This is a genomic window from Pseudomonas avellanae BPIC 631 (genome assembly GCF_000444135.1).
Taxonomy (GTDB): domain Bacteria; phylum Pseudomonadota; class Gammaproteobacteria; order Pseudomonadales; family Pseudomonadaceae; genus Aquipseudomonas; species Aquipseudomonas avellanae.
In genome coordinates this window covers 46,020-65,054 of the sequence record NZ_ATDK01000240.1, presented here as the reverse complement: position 1 = coordinate 65,054, position 19,035 = coordinate 46,020, and the positions used below count along the sequence as shown (strand labels likewise).

Sequence of the window (19,035 nt, the reverse complement as noted above, 5' to 3'; positions counted from 1 at the left end):
TACAGATGCCCTATCGAAATGATGACGGAAATGATGTCCAAGCATCATGAGAGTCCATCCCTAACTCAATAGCCGGGTGTTGCACTCAGCCTCTGAAACCGCCCCGTTTTAATGCCCGAGGTCGACTTTTTCTGAAAACAGTGCAGAACGTAGACCATTGCATCGAATTTCACGGTATATACAGCGCGATAGGTGTCACCATCATAGTCCTCAACGACCTCCAACACCCCTGCTCCGGAGAAACCCTTCATCGGTTTGGCTTGAGAGTGTTTGGAGCCTTCCTGCGCGAGACTCAGGGCGAATCCAAATACATCCTGCACCTCGTCAGGCATGTCGAGAAGATTTTTCTTGCAACTACTGACCCAATACAATGACTTCACAACCTACTCGCTTCCCTACGACAGACACCCAAAAATATATTCCCATTTGGGTATAAAATCAATCGTCATTGCCATTGCTGATCAACTCCACGCCTGACACCCATCGTTATTCTCACCCAAACGCTGGTCATCCCGGCCACTCACCGCTAGAATTGCGCACTTTTTGATCAGAGGCGCACCGAGCGCCCAGTCAGTGCCTGCGCGTTGCGTTCAGGTGCCCTTCACGCCGAGGTTTGCCATGTCCACCGTCACCACGCCATCCGCCCCCAAGGTCGGATTCGTTTCTCTGGGTTGCCCCAAGGCGCTCGTTGACTCCGAACGCATCCTGACCCAACTGCGCATGGAAGGTTACGAAGTCGTTGCGACCTACGAGGACGCCGACGTGGTTGTGGTCAATACCTGCGGCTTCATCGACACGGCCAAGGCCGAGTCGCTGGAAGTGATCGGCGAAGCGATCAAGGAAAACGGCAAGGTCATCGTCACCGGCTGCATGGGCGTCGATGCAAGCGTGATTCGCGCCGTACACCCGAGTGTGCTGTCGGTGACCGGCCCGCAGCAGTACGAGCAGGTGGTCAATGCCGTGCACGATGTCGTGCCGCCACGCAAGGATCACAACCCGCTGATCGATCTGGTGCCGCCGCAAGGCGTCAAGCTGACTCCGCGCCATTACGCGTACCTGAAGATTTCCGAAGGCTGCAACCACAGTTGCAGCTTCTGCATCATCCCGTCGATGCGCGGCAAGCTGGTCAGCCGTCCGGTTGGCGATGTGCTGGATGAGGCCAAGCGTCTGGTCAAATCCGGCGTGAAGGAATTGCTGGTGATTTCCCAGGACACCAGCGCCTACGGCGTCGATGTCAAATACCGCACCGGTTTCTGGGACGGTCAGCCGGTCAAGACCCGCATGACCGAGCTGTGTCAGGCGCTGGGCTCGATGGGGGTCTGGGTTCGTTTGCACTATGTCTACCCGTACCCGCACGTCGATGAGCTGATCCCGCTGATGGCGGCGGGCAAGATCCTGCCGTACCTCGATATCCCCTTCCAGCACGCCAGCCCGAAAATCCTCAAGCTGATGAAGCGCCCGGCCTTTGAAGACAAGACCCTGGCACGTATCAAGAACTGGCGCGAGCAGTGCCCTGATCTGATCATTCGTTCGACGTTCATCGTCGGCTTCCCTGGTGAAACCGAAGAAGACTTCCAATACCTGCTGGACTGGCTGACCGAAGCCCAGCTGGACCGCGTCGGCTGCTTCCAGTACTCGCCGGTAGAAGGTGCTCCTGCCAACCTGCTGGACGCCGCCATTGTGCCGGATGACGTCAAACAGGATCGCTGGGATCGCTTCATGGCTCATCAACAGGCCATCAGCGCAGCCCGCCTGCAGATGAAGATCGGCAAGGAAATCGAAGTGCTGATCGACGAAGTCGATGATCGCGGCGCGGTAGGCCGTTGTTTCTTCGATGCGCCGGAAATCGATGGCAACGTGTTCATCGGTCTTGAAGACGGCAGCACCGTCCAGCCGGGCGACAAGATCATGTGTCGCGTCACCGACGCCGACGAATATGACCTGTGGGCCGAGATGCTCTGACATCGGCCACGCGTCATCAAAAAGCCCTGCCCTTCACACGGCAGGGCTTTTTTGTCGGCGGATGGTGTCTACCGACGACTGGTATGACAAAGAGGACGCGCTATGCAGTTGTGTGCACCGGACACAAAGGATTACCCGGAACTGGTTGAAGTGTGGGAGCGCTCGGTACGCGCCACCCATGACTTTATGCCGGACGCTTACGTTATCCGGCTCAAGGGATTGCTCACCCAGTACCTGGACAGCGTCACGTTGTTCTGCCTGCGCACCGACGAGCAGAACATCGCAGGCTTTGCCGGCGTCAACCGTGGCCGGCTGGACATGCTCTTCATCGCTCCGGAGTACCGCCATCAAGGCTTGGGCACACAGCTCTTGCAACATGCTGTCGGCCACTTCGGCATTACCGAACTGGACGTGAACGAGCAAAACCCCAGAGCCTTCGGCTTTTATTGCAAGCACGGGTTTGAGGTTGTCAGCCGCTCCGAAGTCGATGGTCTTGGCCAGCCTTACCCCATGCTCAGAATGCGCCTGATCAGCCCGCCATGACGTCGATTGCAGAGCAATTGCAATGTTGCCGCGATTAACCGGGCTTTGGCGGTTACAATGGCTCCTTTCTCATCAGTAAGCGGCTTTTTTGTCATGACAGACCCCATTCGCCTTTCCAAACGCCTTATCGAGCTGGTCGGTTGCTCCCGCCGGGAGGCCGAACTGTTTATCGAGGGTGGCTGGGTCACAGTGGATGGCGTGGTTATCGACGAGCCGCACTTCAAGGTCAGCACCCAGAAAATCGAACTGAGCCCGGACGCCAAGGCCGATTCGCCGGAATCGGTCACTATCATTCTGCACAAGCCTGCCTCGGCCAGCGCCGAAAGCGCCTTGCAGATGATTACCCCGGGCACCCTTTCTGCAGAGCACAGCTACAGCAAGCGTCCGCTCAAAGGCCATTTCATGCGCCTTGAGGCGATTTCGAGCCTGCAAGCCAATGCCAGCGGGCTGATGGTGTTCAGCCAGGACTGGAAAATCCTGCGCAAGCTCACCGACGACCGCAGCAAGATCGAGCAGGAATACGTGGTGGAAATCTCGGGCGAGATGGTTGCTCACGGCCTGAACCGTCTCAACCACGGCCTGACCTACAAGGGCAAGGAACTGCCCGCCGTGAAGGCCAGCTGGCAGAACGAGAACCGCCTGCGTTTTGCGATGAAAAACCCGCAGCCCGGCATCATCGCCCTTTTATGTGAGGCCGTCGGCCTGAAAATCGTCGCCATTCGCCGCATCCGCATCGGCGGCGTGTCCATGGGCAAACTGCCCGAAGGCCAGTGGCGCTACATGACGACCAAGGAAAAGTTCTAACGCCTTCGTCACCCCCCACCTATTTACAGCGCGCATGGTCACCGTCATGCGCCGCCATACGACTTATCAGGAAACACGCCTCATGATGAACAACGACGTACTGCGCAGCGTGCGCTACATGCTCGATATCAGCGACAGCAAGATTGTCGAGATCATCGGCCTGACCGGTTTTGAAGTATCCAAAAGCGATGTCATCGCTTTCATGAAGAAAGAGGAAGAAGAAGGCTATCTGGATTGCAGCGATGAAATCATGGCGCATTTCCTTGATGGGCTGGTGTACTTCAAGCGTGGCAAGGACGAAAGCCGTCCGCCGCAGCCGATCGATCTGCCGATCACCAACAACATCGTTCTGAAAAAACTGCGCGTAGCTTTCGAACTGAAAGAAGACGACATGCACGCCATCCTCAAAGCTGCAGAATTTCCGGTTTCCAAGCCAGAGCTGAGCGCACTGTTTCGCAAGGTCGGGCACACCAACTACCGCGCGTGCGGCGATCAACTGCTGCGCAACTTCCTCAAGGGTCTGACCCTGCGTGTACGTGGCTGAACCGGCTGACATCATGAGTTACAACGTCACCCCTGTCGGCTTCGTGCGCTCCTGTTTCAAGGAGAAGTTCGCCATCCCGCGCCAGCCACAGCTGGCTCCGGCCGCTCGTGGAGTGCTCGAGCTGGTCGCGCCGTTCGATCAAGGTGAGGCCGTTCAGGGGCTGGAACAGGTCAGTCATGTCTGGCTGCTTTTTCTGTTCCATCTGGCACTGGAAGACAAGCCACGTTTGAAGGTGCGCCCGCCACGCCTGGGCGGCAATCAATCGATGGGCGTATTTGCCACTCGGGCAACGCATCGCCCCAATGGCATCGGCCAGTCTGTGGTCAAGCTGGACAAGGTCGAAGCAGGCCGGCTGTGGTTGTCGGGCATCGATTTGCTGGATGGCACGCCGGTGCTGGATATCAAGCCTTATGTGCCCTACGCCGATGTCATTGCCGAGGCGACCAACCAAATCGCCAGTGCTGCGCCGGCCCTGATACCGGTGCAATGGCAGGACGCCGCCCTTCTACAGGCCCGTGAACACGCGCTGCGCCTGGGTGAGCCGCTGGTCGAGCTGATCGAACAGTGCTTGGCGCAGGACCCGCGTCCAGCTTATCAGTTGCCTACGCCGGAACGCCGCTACGGTGTCCGGTTCTGGGATGTGGATGTGCGCTGGCACTACCCGCAAGCGGGCGTTATTTGTGTGCTTGAAGTGCTGCGCGCCTGAAACGATGTCTGCAACAAATCCCGCGCACTAAAAACCCGCCTGATCCGGTCAAGGAAAAGGCGGGTCTTGTCAGCCTGATTTACTTCTCGACGAATGCACGCTCGATCAGATAATCGCCTGGCTCACGCATGCGCGGAGACACGGTCAGGCCGAAGCTGTTCAGTACTTCGCTGGTTTCGTCGAGCATGCTCGGGCTGCCGCATAGCATGGCGCGGTCGTCCTGAGGGTTGATCGGTGGCAGGCCGATGTCGCTGAACAGCTTGCCGCTGCGCATCAGATCGGTCAGGCGACCTTCGTTCTCGAACGGCTCGCGGGTGACAGTCGGGTAGTAGATCAGCTTGTCGCGCAGCGACTCACCGAAGAACTCGTTCTGCGGCAGGTGCTCGGTGATGAACTCGCGATAGGCGACCTCGTTCACGTAACGCACGCCGTGGCACAGGATGACCTTCTCGAAACGCTCGTAGGTTTCCGGGTCCTGAATGACGCTCATGAACGGCGCGAGGCCTGTACCGGTGCTCAGCAGGTATAGATGCTTGCCCGGCTTGAGGTCGTCCAGCACCAGCGTACCCGTAGGCTTCTTGCTGATGATGATTTCGTCGCCTTCCTTGAGGTGCTGCAACTGCGAGGTCAAAGGGCCGTCAGGCACCTTGATGCTGAAGAACTCCAGATGCTCTTCCCAGTTCGGGCTGGCAATCGAGTAAGCGCGCATGAGCGGACGACCATTGGGTTGCTGCAGACCGATCATGACGAATTGACCGTTCTCGAAACGCAGACCAGGGTCGCGGGTGCACTTGAAACTGAAGAGGGTGTCGTTCCAATGGTGGACGCTGAGGACACGCTCGTGGTTCATGTTGCTCATGTACGTGAGGACTCCTGAAAAAATAGTGCGCGCAGAAGCACTGCGCTATTGCGCGACATTCTAGTGGCAGACACAATATCTGTTAAATGAATTATCAAGATATAGGTTATCGGTTATATAGATATGCGATTTACTCTCCGCCAGCTTCAAGTGTTCGTCGCCGTAGCCCGGCAGGAAAGCGTCTCCAAAGCGGCGGTGCTGCTTTCGCTGTCGCAGTCGGCTGCCAGCACCTCCATCACCGAACTTGAGCGCCAGTCGAGCTGCCAGCTGTTCGATCGCGCCGGTAAACGGCTGAGCCTCAACGCCACCGGCAGGCAGCTGTTGCCACAGGCCGTGGCGTTGCTGGATCAGGCCAAGGAAATCGAAGACCTGCTCAATGGCAAATCAGGCTTTGGCTCGCTGGCCGTCGGGGCCACACTGACCATCGGCAATTACCTGGCGACCCTGCTCATCGGCGGCTACATGCAGCGCCACCCGGAAAGCCAGGTCAAACTGCACGTCCAGAATACCGCGCACATCGTCCAGCAGGTTGCCCATTACGAGATTGACCTGGGCCTGATCGAAGGCGATTGCAGTCACCCGGACATCGAAGTGCAATCCTGGGTCGAGGATGAGCTTGTGGTGTTTTGTGCACCCCAGCATCCGCTGGCCAAGCGCGCGCAGGTGACCCTGGAAGAACTGACCCGCGAAGCATGGATCCTGCGAGAACAAGGCTCCGGCACCCGCCTGACGTTCGATCAGGCCATGCGTCATCATCGCAACGGCCTGAATGTGCGGCTGGAGCTGGAGCACACCGAAGCCATCAAGCGAGCGGTCGAGTCAGGGCTGGGCATTGGCTGCATTTCCAGACTGGCGCTGCGCGATGCGTTTCGTCGCGGCAATCTGGTCGAACTGGCCACGCCAGAGCTGGATCTGTCGCGTCAGTTCTATTTCATTTGGCACAAGCAGAAATACCAGACCTCTGCCATGCGCGAGTTTCTCGAACTGTGCCGCGCCTTTACCGCCGGGGTACAGCGTAGCGACGAGATCGTACTGCCGAGCCTGTACTGAATCAGCCCAGCAGAACGATCGCCCACACCAGGCCGATCATGCTCAGCGCAATAAACTGCGCAGCACTGCCCATGTCCTTGGCGTTCTTGGACAACGGATGCAGGTCCAGAGAAATGCGATCGATGGCCGCCTCGACGGCGGAGTTAAGCAACTCCACGATCAATGCCAACAGGCACACGGCAACCAGCAAAGCGTGCTCCGCCTTGCTGACGTGCAGGAAAAACGACAGCGGAATCAGTACCACGTTAAGCAGTACCAACTGACGGAATGCTGCTTCGCCTTTGAAGGCAGCGGACATGCCGTCCAGGGAATAACCTGCGGCATTGAGGATACGTTTCAGACCGGTTTGGCCTTTGAAGGGCGACATAGAAAGACTGCTGTGTAAAAAAGATGAGGAAAGCTAAGGCAATAAAGGTCAAAAAAGCGTGAAGCCTTGTTACCTGAATAGCCCTTAACTGGACGAAATGGATTCAAGCTGTTGCAACAACAGGGCTGCCTGGGTCCGTGTGCGTACGCCCAGCTTGCGGAAAATAGCGGTGACGTGTGCCTTGATAGTGGCCTCGGACACACTGAGTTCGGAAGCGATCTGCTTGTTCAGCAAGCCCTCGCAGACCATGGTCAGCACGCGAAACTGCTGCGGTGTCAGGCTGGCAAGGCCCGCACTGGCAGCTTTGGCCTCATCTGACACACTGACGAATTCGTTGACCTGCGGTGGCCACCAGACATCGCCATCGAGCACGGTGCGCACCGCCTGCTGAATGACTTCCAGCGAACTAGACTTGGGAATGAACCCGCTGGCACCGAACTCCCTGGAACGCACCACAATCGACGCTTCTTCCTGAGCCGAAACCATCACCACCGGTATTTGCGGGTACTGACCGCGCAGGAGGACCAGCCCGGAGAAGCCATACGCTCCCGGCATGTTCAGGTCCAGCAGAACCAGATCCCAATCGGCCTTCTCCCCCAGACGCGATTCCAGCTGGGCAATGCTTTCAGCCTCGACCAGCCGCGCTTCAGGCCCAAGACCAATGGTCAACGCCTGACGCAGCGCGCTGCGAAACAGGGGATGATCATCAGCGATCAGGATGTCGTAGGTCATGTAATGATCCCGTTTTTATAGTGAGTGGCCGGCAAAACCGGCCGCGCAGCAAGGCTGGCAACTCGCACTGCACTCATCGTCATTCAACGACGGCAGCAGTGCAACGCCAGACCAGATGAATCGGCTTCCAGGCGGCGCCAAGCATGCCCAGCAACACCATGACGGTCAAGCGCGAAGCGCGGTTGTCTGTGAACGGGGATGGCAATTAGCCCAGCACGCGCAGACCCGCACCGCCCCGCGACTGAAAAGCCTCTAAATGAAAGCTTTTAAATAAGTGTGCGCCATGTCATCCGGATCAATCGGACGTTGAAATTTCGCCCCCAGATAATGGGCGCTGAACACGTCCAGATAAGCATCCAGCACGCCGCTGGCGCTCACGTCCCCTGCCAGCTCCAGACACAAGGCGGCAACTTCAGCGGTGCAGAAATGATCGTCGCGCTTGGATCGACGCAAGCGGTAACGCGAAATCTGCTCAGGTGCCAGGCTCAACACCGGAAATTTTTCCAGGTAAGGGCTTTTGCGAAACATCTTGCGCGCTTCGTTCCACGTGGCATCAAGCAGGATGAACAGCGGACGCTTGCCGTCTTCGCGCGCCACCTCAGAGACCACACGCTCCTGGGCGACAAACTCGCTGGGAAAGACGATGTAAGGCTGCCACTGCGGGTCTTCCAGCAAGGCCCGCAAGTGCGGGTCGATTTCAACTCGCGACCAGCCAAAGGCATACGTGTCCTTGATGACATCGGCGATCAGCCAGCCGGTATTGGTCGGCTTCATCGGTTCGGTGTCGTACATCAGCAGGCACATGCCCGACTCGGCGACCACCGTCGGCCGCCACGCGCACAGGCAATAACTGTCGATGACCCGGCATTGCTGGCAGCGTGGAGCGCGGGAGCCACGCGCAATAAACGGCTTGGTGCTGCGAGCCAAACGCTCATCGCGCAGGCGGGAAACGGCATGGTTCATTGCAGGTCACGCCAATACAGGAAGTACATCGACACCAGAAAAACTCGGCAGGGTTAAAGTGTGCGCAGTTTATCAGAGCCTCAGGGTCTGTACGAAAAGTCGGCGAGCGAAGGTCAGGCAAGGCAAAAACAGGCGAGGAACGGCCGGGGTCGCGTTCGACTCTACGTGTTGTAAATGAGCATTCCGATCGGACTCGCGCACGAGCCTGTTTTTAACGCAGCATCACCGAGCGCAGCCACTTTATGTACAGAGCCTAGGCTCTGTGGAGACTCCTGCTCTATACTGCTGCGCCACCGCAACCCGTGCTATTGGCGGTTTGCCCGGAACGCACTTTGAAGTCGCTGGTCCAACGGCCAGCCACTTAATCAGGAGAGTTTAATGCTGCGCCTTATCGTCCCTACCCTCACGCTTTTGCTCGTTGCTCCACTGTGCGCCCAAGCGGCGTCGAAACAGGACTTCGAACTCAGCAAAATGCTGGAAAAAGTCGCGAAGGAAAGCAGTGTCGGCACGCCGAGAGCGATCAACGAAGACATTCTCGATCAGGGCTACACCGTCAGCGGCAACCAGCTGATCAATCACCTCAGCGTGCGTGAAGGTCAGGCGCAGCAGATGCGTGCCAACCCGGACGTGATGCGCAATCAGTTGGGCAACAGCGTTTGTCATAACAACGGCTTTCGCCAGTTGATGACCAAGGGCGCGGTACTCAAGTATCAGTTCACCGAGTACAAGACCAATCGCCCGGTCGCGACCCAGACCTTTCAGGCTTCGGATTGCACTGTAAAAGCCAAGAAGTAAGCTGCACCTATACGCAGCGCCCTTCCCGCGCGCCTGACCACCAGGCGCGCTCGGCCAACCGGCCATAGACATTCTGAAACTTATCAAGCCTGCAAACGAACCGAGAACGGGTAGCCTTTCTCTGCGAACCGGCACATGATCGATTCAACGCGCCCAGTGGGCCATTGACTCTGCAGGAGGAGAAATCCCGAATGCCTTATGTACCTGACGATCTTCTATCCCGACACTTTCAAAGCAACGGTCTCGAACTGACCGGCAAGATTGAAGCGCACATCAACGAGGTGGCCCCCGGCACACGAAATCTACCGTTGTACCGAGACATGATGCTCACGGTGCTGCGTATGGCCCAAGACAACCGTAACCGCTGGGACGTCAAGATTACGCTGCAGACCCTGCGCGAACTGGACAAAGCCTTTCGGGTACTGGAACGCTTCAAGGGCCGCCGCAAAGTCACCGTGTTCGGCTCTGCCCGTACGCCCATGGAGCATCCGCTTTACGCACAGGCCAGAGAACTGGGCGAAAAACTGGCCCAGTCCGACATGATGGTTATCACCGGCGCAGGCGGCGGCATCATGGCAGCAGCCCACGCGGGCGCTGGCCTCAAACACAGCCTGGGTTTCAATATCACGCTGCCCTTCGAGCAGCACGCCAATCCGACCGTGGAAGGCACTGAAAACCTGCTGCCCTTCCATTTCTTCTTTACTCGGAAGCTGTTCTTCGTCAAGGAAGCCGACGCACTGGTGCTCTGCCCAGGCGGGTTCGGCACACTGGATGAAGCGCTGGAAGTATTGACGCTGATACAGACCGGCAAAAGCCCGCTGGTGCCGGTCGTGTTGCTGGACACCCCTAGCGGAAGCTTCTGGCAAGGCGCGCTGGACTTCATCAAGAATCAGCTACAGGACAACCACTACATCCTGCCAGCCGACATGAAACTGATGAGACTGGTTTATAGCCCCGACGAGGCAGTGGAAGAGATCAACCAGTTTTACCGCAACTTCCACTCCAGCCGCTGGCTGAAGAATAAATTCGTGATCCGCATGCATCATGCACTCAGTGAGCAGGCGCTTGAACATATGCAGGCAGCGTTCGCCGACCTGTGCATCAATGAAAACTTCCACCAGCACGGTTATCAGGGTGAAGAGCACGATGAAGTGCAATTCAGCCACCTGACGCGGCTTGCGTTTACCTTCACAGGGCGCAATCAGGGCAGGCTTCGTGAATTGGCGGACTACATCAACGTGAAGGAACACTGGGCAGATGCCTCAGCAGTAAGAGATGCCACGCAGGATCAAGCGCCACAACAGACGCTTTGAGCGATCAGTCATCTCCACCACGGCCGCTTAGCAAGCGGCCGATCATATCCAGTGGATAGCCTCGATAACTCAAGAACCTCCCCTGCCTGGCGCGCTCACGAGCATCGACAGGCAGTTCTCCGGCAAACTTGCGCTGCCAGACTTCCTGAAGTTTCTCCTGCCAGTTCACGCCGCATTCCTTGAGCGCCTGTTCGACGTCAGCGCGTTGCAAGCCACGCTGATTAAGCTCTTCCCGGATGCGAGCAGGGCCATAGCCCGAGCGCGCCCGATAGGAAACAAAACTTTCAAGGTAACGGGATTCAGACAGAAGCCCTTCCTCGACCAGTCGATCAAGAGCCGCTTCGATAAGTTCAGGAGGAGCGCCGCGCTGACGCAGTTTGCGCGTCAGCTCGACTCGACCGTGCTCGCGGCGTGCGAGCAGGTCCATTGCGGTTCGCCGTACGGCGACAGGTGTATCAAGCACAGCAGGCATGGATATCAGCTATCAGCGTCTGCTTCGGCCACGTCATCGGCAACAACGGCTTCACGGGAACCGACAGCTTTGGTGTCAACGCCAGGCGTGAGCAGCTTGTCGCGAATCTGCTTCTCGAGCGCTTTGCAGATTTCCGGGTTATCTGCCAGGAACTTGGCCGAGTTGGCTTTACCTTGACCGATCTTGCTGCCCTGATAGCTGTACCAGGCACCCGACTTCTCGACAAAACCGTGCAGAACGGCCAGATCGACGATTTCGCCGTTCAGGTAGATACCCTTGCCGTAGAGAATCTGGAACTCGGCCTGACGGAACGGCGGAGCCACTTTGTTCTTCACGACCTTGACGCGGGTTTCGCTACCGACAACCTCGTCACCTTCCTTCACCGCACCGGTGCGACGGATATCCAGACGTACCGAGGCGTAGAACTTCAGTGCGTTACCACCGGTGGTGGTTTCCGGGCTGCCGAACATCACGCCGATCTTCATGCGGATCTGGTTGATGAAGATGACCAGGCAGTTGGCGTTCTTGATGTTACCGGTGATCTTGCGCAGCGCCTGCGACATCAGGCGGGCCTGCAGACCCACGTGCATGTCACCCATTTCGCCTTCGATCTCTGCCTTGGGCACCAGGGCCGCAACGGAGTCGACAACGATGACGTCGATGGCATTGGAGCGCACCAGCATGTCGGTGATTTCCAGTGCCTGCTCACCGGTGTCCGGCTGCGAGACCAGCAGGTCGTCTACATTGACGCCCAGCTTGCCGGCATATTCAGGATCAAGTGCGTGCTCGGCATCGACGAACGCACAAGTAGCGCCCATTTTCTGGGCTTGCGCGATGACCGACAGGGTCAGCGTGGTTTTACCGGAAGATTCAGGACCGTAGATTTCCACGATCCGGCCTTTTGGCAGACCGCCGATACCGAGTGCGATATCCAGACCGAGCGAACCGGTAGAGATGGCAGGAATTGCCTGGCGATCATGGTCGCCCATGCGCATCACGGCACCTTTACCGAACTGACGCTCGATCTGACCCAAGGCCGCAGCCAAGGCTTTCTTCTTGTTGTCGTCCATTGAAGTCCTCACGTAATCAAATTCAATTAGGGCCTTGATGGCCACAACACCTGTATAAGTAGACAGTATTATTCCACAGCGATGAGCGCGCGCCTACCCCTGATTTGGCATTTCTCCACGCGCAAGCTGTATCAGCCCTTGCAGCGCGGCTTCGACCGTTTGTCGACGGACCTGATCACGGTCGCCATCGAACCGGCGACAGTGGGCGACAAGCGCATGACCGTCACCCCAGCACAGCCACACCGTACCGACCGGCTTGTCGACCGAACCGCCGCCAGGCCCAGCCACACCGCTGACCGCCACAGCGAAGCGCGCGCCACTTTCACGTTGCGCGCCGCTGACCATGGCTTCGACGACCGGCTGGCTGACTGCCCCGACCTGCGCGAACAACGCCTCTGAAACACCCAGCTGCCTGGTCTTCTGGGCATTGGAATAGGTCACGTATCCTGCCTCGAACCACGCCGAACTGCCGGCGATGCGTGTTATCGCCTCAGCGATACCGCCGCCGGTGCAGGATTCGGCCGTGGTCACTTGAGCGTTCATTGCGTCGAGAAGCTTGCCCAGGGTGTCGGCAAGCCCGGTTATCTGATCCACAGTGTTCTCCTGTTCATGCACAAGGTTTGTAAGGTGATCGCCAGCACAGTTCGGCGGCTCTGCAATGGCCGGCCGATCAGTCGCTTTTCCTGCGCTCGGGCTTTTTGACCGTTTCCACCGTGGTTTCTCTCGGCCTTTTTCTGGCTTCGTCCAAGGGGATAAAGCGCCCGTTGACAGAGTCCCTTGCTCGCTTGTTTTTCATATAAAAGTCCCTTTTTATAAATTGCCATCCGGTTATCGGGTGGCAGCGATGGAAAGTCTATACGGCAAATCGGTCTTCATGGCTGCCAGGAAACGCCTGGTCACCAATAAGCAGCGGCCACGCCGCCACTGCACCACGCTGCCGTGCGTGATAACCTTGCGCCCATCACACAGACCCGGCATACGCCCCCTCGATTCAAAGAGGGATCAACCGTCATGCCTCAAGGTTGCCCAACTCTTCTCAAGAACTTGCCTAAGCCACTGATGAATAAAGCAATTTCCGACCTCTCAGCACATACACCGATGATGCAGCAGTACTGGAAACTCAAAAACCAGCACCTGGATCAACTGATGTTTTATCGCATGGGCGATTTCTATGAAATCTTCTACGAAGACGCCAAGAAAGCCGCCAAGCTGCTGGACATCACCCTGACCGCCCGCGGCCAGTCGGCCGGGCAAAGCATTCCCATGTGCGGGATTCCCTATCACGCGGCCGAGGGCTACCTGGCCAAGCTGGTGAAGCTGGGCGAGTCGGTAGTCATCTGCGAACAGATCGGCGACCCGGCCACCAGCAAAGGCCCGGTGGATCGTCAGGTCGTACGGATCATCACGCCCGGCACCATCAGCGATGAAGCCTTGCTGGATGAGCGTAGAGACAACCTGATCGCTGCCGTCCTCGGTGACGAACGCCTGTTCGGCCTGGCTGTACTGGACATCACCAGCGGCAACTTCAGCGTGCTGGAGATCAAAGGCTGGGAGAACCTGCTGGCCGAGCTTGAGCGCATCAATCCGGTCGAGCTGTTGATCCCCGATGACTGGCCGCAAGGTTTGCCCGCTGAAAAACGTCGTGGTGCCCGGCGTCGCGCGCCGTGGGATTTCGAGCGTGATTCGGCGCATAAAAGTCTGTGTCAGCAATTTTCAACCCAAGACCTGAAAGGCTTTGGCTGCGAAACCCTGACATTGGCCATTGGTGCTGCCGGCTGTCTGCTCGGTTACGCGAAAGAAACCCAACGCACTGCCCTGCCGCATTTGCGCAGCCTGCGTCACGAGCGCCTCGACGACACAGTGATCCTTGATGCCGCCAGCCGTCGCAACCTGGAGCTGGACACCAACCTGTCCGGTGGCCGCGATAACACGCTGCAATCGGTCATGGACCGCTGCCAGACCGCGATGGGCACACGACTGCTGACCCGCTGGCTGAATCGTCCGCTGCGCGACCTGAGCATTCTTCTGGCTCGTCAGACGTCCATCACTTGCTTTCTGGAACGCTATCGCTTCGAGAACCTGCAACCGCAACTCAAGGAAATCGGCGACATCGAACGGATTCTGGCGCGGATCGGTCTGCGCAATGCGCGACCACGCGACCTGGCCCGCCTGCGCGATGCGCTGAGCGCTTTGCCTGAGTTGCAACAGGCGATGAATGACCTGGATGCGCCGCACCTGCAACAGCTCGCACAGACCGCCAGCACCTACCCGGAACTGGCTGACCTGCTGCAACGCGCGATCAACGATAACCCGCCTGCCGTGATTCGTGACGGCGGCGTGCTCAAGACCGGCTATGACGCCGAGCTGGACGACCTGCAATCGCTGAGCGAAAACGCCGGTCAGTTCCTGATTGATCTGGAAGCCCGGGAAAAAGCCCGCACCGGCCTGAGCCATCTGAAAGTCGGCTACAACCGCGTGCACGGCTACTTCATCGAGCTGCCGAGCAAACAGGCCGAACAGGCGCCCGCCGATTACATTCGCCGCCAGACCCTCAAGGGTGCCGAGCGCTTTATTACGCCGGAACTCAAAGAGTTCGAGGACAAGGCGCTGTCAGCAAAAAGTCGCGCACTGGCTCGCGAGAAGATGCTTTACGAGACGTTGCTCGAAGACCTGATCGGCCACCTTGCGCCGCTGCAGGACACAGCGGCTGCACTGGCCGAGCTGGACGTACTGAGCAACCTTGCAGAGCGCGCGCTGAACCTGGACCTCAACTGCCCGCGCTTCGTCGCCGAGCCGTGCATGCGCATCGAACAAGGCCGCCACCCTGTGGTCGAGCAGGTGCTGAGTACGCCTTTCGTGGCCAACGATCTGGCACTGGACGACAGCACACGCATGCTGATCATCACCGGCCCGAACATGGGCGGTAAATCCACTTACATGCGCCAGACGGCGCTGATCGTCCTGCTGGCCCATATTGGCAGCTTCGTGCCCGCCGCCAGCTGCGAGCTGTCGCTGGTTGACCGGATCTTCACCCGCATCGGCTCCAGTGACGATCTGGCCGGCGGACGCTCGACGTTCATGGTGGAAATGAGCGAAACAGCCAACATCCTGCACAATGCCACCGATAAAAGCCTGGTGCTGATGGATGAAGTCGGGCGCGGCACCAGCACCTTCGACGGTCTGTCGCTGGCCTGGGCGGCGGCAGAATGCCTGGCACAACTGCGTGCCTACACGCTGTTCGCGACGCACTATTTCGAGCTGACGGTTTTGCCGGAAAGCGAGCCGCTGGTGAACAACGTGCACCTCAATGCCACCGAGCATAACGAGCGAATCGTGTTCCTGCACAGAGTGCTGCCGGGGCCGGCCAGCCAGAGCTACGGCCTGGCGGTTGCGCAGCTTGCGGGCGTTCCGGGGAAAGTCATCACGCGCGCCAAAGAGCACTTGCAGCGCCTGGAAACCACCAGCCTGCCGCACGAACAACCGCGCGCAAAACCCGGCAAACCCGCGATCCCGCAACAGAGCGATATGTTCGCAAGCCTGCCGCACCCGGTACTCGACGAACTGTCGAAGATCAAGGTCGACGACCTGACCCCGCGACAAGCGCTGGATTTGCTCTATACATTGCAAACTCGCCTGTGACGCGAAGCGTTACATACTGTTAGAATCCCGCGCGGTTTGGGATGCTCCCGGCTTTTAGCCTGGCCGGGCTGCTTTTCGAGCCGCGTGAAAACGCAGCGAACCAAGGGTAGGTGGCAGGCGACGCAGTCCGACTGCCTCAAGGTCACCCACCAAAAGCACGTGTTTTCATAGGGCCGGGAAACCTCCCGAACCTGGCAACCCTGTCTGGAAGGGCTCTACCGCAGCCGCCTGAGGAGAAAATTAGAAATGACCTTCGTCGTCACCGACAACTGCATCAAGTGCAAGTACACCGACTGCGTAGAAGTCTGTCCGGTGGACTGCTTTTACGAAGGCCCGAACTTCCTGGTGATTCACCCGGACGAATGCATCGACTGCGCGCTCTGCGAGCCTGAATGCCCTGCTGTGGCCATTTTCTCGGAAGACGAGATCCCGGCCGGTATGGAGAACTTCATCGAGCTCAACGCCGAACTTGCCGAGGTGTGGCCCAACATCACCGAGAAGAAAGACAGCATGCCCGATGCTGCCGAATGGGATGGCAAGAAAGGCAAGATCCAAGATCTGGAACGCTAGTCTCCAGACAGACAAAAGGCCCTTTGAAGGGCCTTTTTTTTAAATTCACTTTTGCATAGACGAAAAAAAGGGGCGGTATGACCCGCCCACATTTTGTCCTTAATCCCTGTATTCCCTTGTCATCGTCCTGATGAATCGCTTCCCGCGATGTCCTGACCGTCATCCTTGATGGCCTGTGCCTGTCCGTTGGCACAGCTTCGATAGTAGAGATTTAACCTCACAGAGCAACACCCGAAACGATCCAGAATATTTCCGCAGCAGCACGCCTTAAAAATAAAAATGCTTTAAATCATCAGCTTGCCAACAAAAGAACGACTGAATGACGACAAGTCTCACCTTCGATACCTAGATAACTTACAGCACGCGTGCGCGATGACTTACAAGGTTTGCACACCGCCCACCTCGTCACGCCCTCTGCCGCCAGCAACAAAGGCTTCACCTGGCAAAAGGCCTCGACGTATTGAAATGACGCAAAACATACAAAAAAGCCGATATACACATCATGTGTTATATCGGCTTCGGGTTTACGCGGTGGGTGGGTTACTGGAAGAGTGACTCGCTGGACAGGCCGTTCTTTTCGAGGATCTCACGCAGGCGTTTCAGCCCCTCAACCTGTATCTGCCTGACACGCTCGCGCGTCAGACCGATCTCAAGCCCTACATCCTCAAGCGTGCTGCTTTCGTGCCCGCGCAGACCGAAGCGGCGGATAACGACCTCACGCTGCTTTTCGGTGAGCTCGGACAGCCACTGGTCGATGCTTTGCGACAGATCATCGTCCTGCAGCAACTCGCACGGGTCGGTCGGACGGTCATCGGTCAGGGTATCGAGCAGGGTCTTGTCCGAGTCAGGCCCCAGAGAGACGTCCACCGACGATACGCGCTCGTTAAGGCCCAGCATACGCTTGACCTCCCCTACCGGTTTTTCCAGCAGGTTGGCGATCTCTTCAGGGGATGGCTCGTGATCAAGCTTCTGGGTCAGCTCTCTGGCTGCACGCAAGTAGACGTTCAGCTCTTTGACCACGTGAATCGGCAACCGGATGGTCCGGGTCTGATTCATGATCGCACGCTCAATGGTCTGACGAATCCACCAGGTGGCATAGGTAGAGAAGCGGAAGCCGCGTTCGGGATCGAACTTTTCAACGGCGCGGATCAAGCCAAGGTTGCCCTCCTCGATCAGATCCAGCAATGACAGACCACGATTGACGTAACGCCTGGCGATTTTAACCACCAGCCGCAGATTGCTCTCAATCATGCGTTTGCGCCCGGCCGGATCTCCACTTTGCGACAACCGCGCAAAATGCACTTCTTCTTCCGGAGACAGTAGAGGGGAAAACCCGATTTCATTGAGGTACAGCTGGGTAGCGTCGAGCGCCCGCGTGTAATCAATGTATTTGTGTTGTTTGAGCGACGTTGATTGCTTGGCCTTGGTGCGTCCCGAGGCAGCAGCAGGCTGCTTCTCGTTTGACGCTTCCTTCAGGACAATGCCGGCTTCCATAAGGAGCACTTCATCATCGATGTCAAACTCCGGCGCTTCGTTGCCAAGAGCCATTGTTTTAGTCCTTTGGTGAGTTCGACCTCAAGCTCCAGTGCCGCCTGGTTCCATGGCAACACGTGAGCCTGTTCCTATTTACGTCAGGAACAGGCTGGCAACTATCAACGGCGTGGCAAGAATCCCAATGGATCTACAGGTTTCCCTTGGCGGCGAATCTCAAAATGCAGTTTCACCCGGTCAGTTCCTGTTGACCCCATCTCGGCAATCGTCTGCCCTGCCTTGACCTGTTGCCCCTCCCGTACTAACAACCTGCGATTATGACCGTAGGCACTGACGTAGGTATCGCTGTGTTTGATGATGATCAATTCGCCGTAGCCCCGTAATCCACTTCCGGCGTAAACAACTGAACCATCAGACGCTGCCAAAACAGGCTGTCCCAAATCACCAGCGATATCAATTCCTTTATTCAAACTGCCGTTTGAGGAAAACTTACCTATCAAAATGCCACTCGAAGGCCAGGTCCAACCCGTCGGAGACTTGCCCGCCGGGCCTGTGCCGGTGGTTGCGGAGGGTGGTATCACCACAGGTACAACCGTGATCGGCTTGGAAATAACCGTGGTTTTGACCGAGCCCGAGCTGCTCGTGCTGGTCGATGTCGTCGTCACTGGACGTGTACCGGAAGGCCCTGAAGCGACCTCGGGTGTTGAAGAGGAGCGTCCATCAAAGCGAATTGTCTGACCTGGCTTGATGGTAAACGGCTCCGGGATCTGATTGCGGGCCGCCAGCGCTTTCCAGTCCCAGCCGTAACGAAATGCAATCGAAAAGAGCGTGTCACCGCGCCTGACGACGTACTGACCGGTGGTCACTGTCGGACGTTGCGCTACGGTGTTGCCGTTGCGATCGACCACGCGAACACCGCCCGAGGGCGAGCTGGAGCAGCCGACCAAAAGGACACTGAGAGCAATGCCAATCACCAGACGCTGAAAATTTCTTGAAGACCTGAGCTGCTGAATGACTGTGAGACTCACCCGCCACTCCCTTTTACTGGTGACTGAATTCAAAAAGATGCCTATTGTGCCGTAATAGCGACGGGCAGCCAGTGATTAAGCGCTGAAACGTTTTATGTATCAATCAGCTACATGAAATGATGCCATC

The 19,035-nt window shown here is 57.6% G+C and carries 20 protein-coding genes; 10 read left to right on the top strand and 10 right to left on the bottom strand.

From position 1 onward, the window contains the following. Window positions 1-65 precede the first annotated feature (65 nt). Window positions 66-332 carry a type II toxin-antitoxin system RelE/ParE family toxin gene (locus DW49_RS0112880; protein ID WP_024421275.1) on the bottom strand — a complete coding sequence of 89 codons (267 nt, stop codon included), beginning with the start codon at window positions 330-332 and terminating at the stop codon, window positions 66-68. A gap of 286 nt (window positions 333-618) precedes the next feature. Between DW49_RS0112880 and rimO the strand changes: the two genes are divergently transcribed. From rimO to tsaA, 5 genes are all read left to right on the top strand, one after another. Beyond that, window positions 619-1,962, top strand: coding sequence for a 30S ribosomal protein S12 methylthiotransferase RimO (gene rimO, locus DW49_RS0112875; protein WP_004397566.1), 1,344 nt, complete (start codon window positions 619-621; stop codon window positions 1,960-1,962). 102 nt (window positions 1,963-2,064) lie between these two features. Continuing rightward, complete coding sequence (locus DW49_RS0112870) at window positions 2,065-2,505, top strand: GNAT family N-acetyltransferase (protein ID WP_005616045.1); 441 nt, start codon at window positions 2,065-2,067, stop codon at window positions 2,503-2,505. A 93-nt stretch (window positions 2,506-2,598) separates the two neighbouring features. After that, a complete protein-coding gene (locus tag DW49_RS0112865; RefSeq protein WP_004397570.1) occupies window positions 2,599-3,309 on the top strand; it encodes an rRNA pseudouridine synthase in 711 nt (236 codons plus the stop codon). A gap of 82 nt (window positions 3,310-3,391) precedes the next feature. Next, window positions 3,392-3,853, top strand: coding sequence for a YehS family protein (locus DW49_RS0112860; RefSeq protein WP_004397572.1), 462 nt, complete (start codon window positions 3,392-3,394; stop codon window positions 3,851-3,853). Window positions 3,854-3,866: 13 nt separating this feature from the next. Continuing rightward, a complete protein-coding gene (gene tsaA, locus DW49_RS0112855; protein WP_024420376.1) occupies window positions 3,867-4,559 on the top strand; it encodes a tRNA (N6-threonylcarbamoyladenosine(37)-N6)-methyltransferase TrmO in 693 nt (230 codons plus the stop codon). Between the two features lie 79 nt (window positions 4,560-4,638). Here the strand turns inward: tsaA and fpr are convergent, their stop codons facing one another. Then, the gene (gene fpr / locus DW49_RS0112850; protein ID WP_005616041.1) at window positions 4,639-5,418 is read right to left on the bottom strand and encodes a ferredoxin-NADP reductase; all 780 of its coding nucleotides are present in this window, start codon (window positions 5,416-5,418) and stop codon (window positions 4,639-4,641) included. Window positions 5,419-5,541: 123 nt separating this feature from the next. Between fpr and DW49_RS0112845 the strand changes: the two genes are divergently transcribed. Next, window positions 5,542-6,468 (top strand): LysR family transcriptional regulator, encoded by a 927-nt coding sequence (locus DW49_RS0112845; protein ID WP_005736179.1) that lies wholly within the window; start codon window positions 5,542-5,544, stop codon window positions 6,466-6,468. 1 nt (window position 6,469) lies between these two features. Here DW49_RS0112845 and DW49_RS0112840 read toward each other — a convergent pair whose 3' ends face one another. The 3 genes from DW49_RS0112840 to DW49_RS0112825 all read right to left on the bottom strand — a co-directional run bounded on the left by DW49_RS0112840 (window position 6,470) and on the right by DW49_RS0112825 (window position 8,530). Further along, entirely contained in the window at window positions 6,470-6,835 is a 366-nt protein-coding gene (locus DW49_RS0112840; protein WP_004397580.1) for a diacylglycerol kinase, read from the bottom strand. Window positions 6,836-6,919: 84 nt separating this feature from the next. Beyond that, window positions 6,920-7,567 carry a response regulator transcription factor ErdR gene (gene erdR, locus DW49_RS0112835; RefSeq protein WP_005616037.1) on the bottom strand — a complete coding sequence of 216 codons (648 nt, stop codon included), beginning with the start codon at window positions 7,565-7,567 and terminating at the stop codon, window positions 6,920-6,922. Window positions 7,568-7,819: 252 nt separating this feature from the next. Continuing rightward, window positions 7,820-8,530 (bottom strand): tRNA-uridine aminocarboxypropyltransferase, encoded by a 711-nt coding sequence (locus DW49_RS0112825; RefSeq protein WP_005616033.1) that lies wholly within the window; start codon window positions 8,528-8,530, stop codon window positions 7,820-7,822. A 378-nt stretch (window positions 8,531-8,908) separates the two neighbouring features. Here DW49_RS0112825 and DW49_RS0112820 point away from each other — a divergent pair, with 378 nt between their 5' ends. Both DW49_RS0112820 and DW49_RS0112815 read left to right on the top strand, forming a co-directional pair. Beyond that, on the top strand, window positions 8,909-9,325 hold the full coding sequence (locus DW49_RS0112820; RefSeq protein ID WP_004397588.1) for a quorum-sensing-regulated virulence factor family protein: 417 nt from the start codon (window positions 8,909-8,911) through the stop codon (window positions 9,323-9,325). A gap of 191 nt (window positions 9,326-9,516) precedes the next feature. Then, entirely contained in the window at window positions 9,517-10,638 is a 1,122-nt protein-coding gene (locus DW49_RS0112815) for an LOG family protein (protein ID WP_005616030.1), read from the top strand. Between the two features lie 4 nt (window positions 10,639-10,642). Here the strand turns inward: DW49_RS0112815 and recX are convergent, their stop codons facing one another. The 3 genes from recX to DW49_RS0112800 form a co-directional block, all read right to left on the bottom strand. Then, window positions 10,643-11,110 (bottom strand): recombination regulator RecX, encoded by a 468-nt coding sequence (recX, locus tag DW49_RS0112810; RefSeq protein ID WP_005736185.1) that lies wholly within the window; start codon window positions 11,108-11,110, stop codon window positions 10,643-10,645. Between the two features lie 5 nt (window positions 11,111-11,115). Next, the gene (recA, locus tag DW49_RS0112805; protein WP_004397594.1) at window positions 11,116-12,180 is read right to left on the bottom strand and encodes a recombinase RecA; all 1,065 of its coding nucleotides are present in this window, start codon (window positions 12,178-12,180) and stop codon (window positions 11,116-11,118) included. Window positions 12,181-12,273: 93 nt separating this feature from the next. Continuing rightward, a complete protein-coding gene (locus tag DW49_RS0112800; RefSeq protein WP_005616028.1) occupies window positions 12,274-12,774 on the bottom strand; it encodes a CinA family protein in 501 nt (166 codons plus the stop codon). Between the two features lie 477 nt (window positions 12,775-13,251). Here DW49_RS0112800 and mutS point away from each other — a divergent pair, with 477 nt between their 5' ends. Together mutS and fdxA are read left to right on the top strand one after the other, a co-directional pair. Then, window positions 13,252-15,819, top strand: coding sequence for a DNA mismatch repair protein MutS (gene mutS / locus DW49_RS0112795; protein WP_183144920.1), 2,568 nt, complete (start codon window positions 13,252-13,254; stop codon window positions 15,817-15,819). A gap of 246 nt (window positions 15,820-16,065) precedes the next feature. Next, window positions 16,066-16,389: a ferredoxin FdxA gene (gene fdxA / locus DW49_RS0112790; protein WP_005616024.1), complete on the top strand. Its 324-nt coding sequence runs from the start codon at window positions 16,066-16,068 to the stop codon at window positions 16,387-16,389. Window positions 16,390-16,929: 540 nt separating this feature from the next. On the opposite strand, the gene rpoS is transcribed toward fdxA, so the two are convergent. Together rpoS and DW49_RS0112780 are read right to left on the bottom strand one after the other, a co-directional pair. Beyond that, a complete protein-coding gene (rpoS, locus tag DW49_RS0112785; RefSeq protein WP_005616022.1) occupies window positions 16,930-17,937 on the bottom strand; it encodes an RNA polymerase sigma factor RpoS in 1,008 nt (335 codons plus the stop codon). Window positions 17,938-18,041: 104 nt separating this feature from the next. Then, complete coding sequence (locus DW49_RS0112780; protein ID WP_003377852.1) at window positions 18,042-18,908, bottom strand: peptidoglycan DD-metalloendopeptidase family protein; 867 nt, start codon at window positions 18,906-18,908, stop codon at window positions 18,042-18,044. Window positions 18,909-19,035: the final 127 nt, after the last annotated feature.

Excerpts from the sequence above, each read along its gene's own strand:
- DW49_RS0112880 (WP_024421275.1), bottom strand. The coding sequence starts at position 332 with ATGCCTGACGAGGTGCAGGATGTATTTGGATTCGCCCTGAGTCTCGCG.
- rimO (WP_004397566.1), top strand. The coding sequence starts at position 619 with ATGTCCACCGTCACCACGCCATCCGCCCCCAAGGTCGGATTCGTTTCT.
- DW49_RS0112870 (WP_005616045.1), top strand. The coding sequence starts at position 2,065 with ATGCAGTTGTGTGCACCGGACACAAAGGATTACCCGGAACTGGTTGAA.
- DW49_RS0112865 (WP_004397570.1), top strand. The coding sequence starts at position 2,599 with ATGACAGACCCCATTCGCCTTTCCAAACGCCTTATCGAGCTGGTCGGT.
- DW49_RS0112860 (WP_004397572.1), top strand. The coding sequence starts at position 3,392 with ATGATGAACAACGACGTACTGCGCAGCGTGCGCTACATGCTCGATATC.
- tsaA (WP_024420376.1), top strand. The coding sequence starts at position 3,867 with ATGAGTTACAACGTCACCCCTGTCGGCTTCGTGCGCTCCTGTTTCAAG.
- fpr (WP_005616041.1), bottom strand. The coding sequence starts at position 5,418 with ATGAGCAACATGAACCACGAGCGTGTCCTCAGCGTCCACCATTGGAAC.
- DW49_RS0112845 (WP_005736179.1), top strand. The coding sequence starts at position 5,542 with ATGCGATTTACTCTCCGCCAGCTTCAAGTGTTCGTCGCCGTAGCCCGG.
- DW49_RS0112840 (WP_004397580.1), bottom strand. The coding sequence starts at position 6,835 with ATGTCGCCCTTCAAAGGCCAAACCGGTCTGAAACGTATCCTCAATGCC.
- erdR (WP_005616037.1), bottom strand. The coding sequence starts at position 7,567 with ATGACCTACGACATCCTGATCGCTGATGATCATCCCCTGTTTCGCAGC.
- DW49_RS0112825 (WP_005616033.1), bottom strand. The coding sequence starts at position 8,530 with ATGAACCATGCCGTTTCCCGCCTGCGCGATGAGCGTTTGGCTCGCAGC.
- DW49_RS0112820 (WP_004397588.1), top strand. The coding sequence starts at position 8,909 with ATGCTGCGCCTTATCGTCCCTACCCTCACGCTTTTGCTCGTTGCTCCA.
- DW49_RS0112815 (WP_005616030.1), top strand. The coding sequence starts at position 9,517 with ATGCCTTATGTACCTGACGATCTTCTATCCCGACACTTTCAAAGCAAC.
- recX (WP_005736185.1), bottom strand. The coding sequence starts at position 11,110 with ATGCCTGCTGTGCTTGATACACCTGTCGCCGTACGGCGAACCGCAATG.
- recA (WP_004397594.1), bottom strand. The coding sequence starts at position 12,180 with ATGGACGACAACAAGAAGAAAGCCTTGGCTGCGGCCTTGGGTCAGATC.
- fdxA (WP_005616024.1), top strand. The coding sequence starts at position 16,066 with ATGACCTTCGTCGTCACCGACAACTGCATCAAGTGCAAGTACACCGAC.
- rpoS (WP_005616022.1), bottom strand. The coding sequence starts at position 17,937 with ATGGCTCTTGGCAACGAAGCGCCGGAGTTTGACATCGATGATGAAGTG.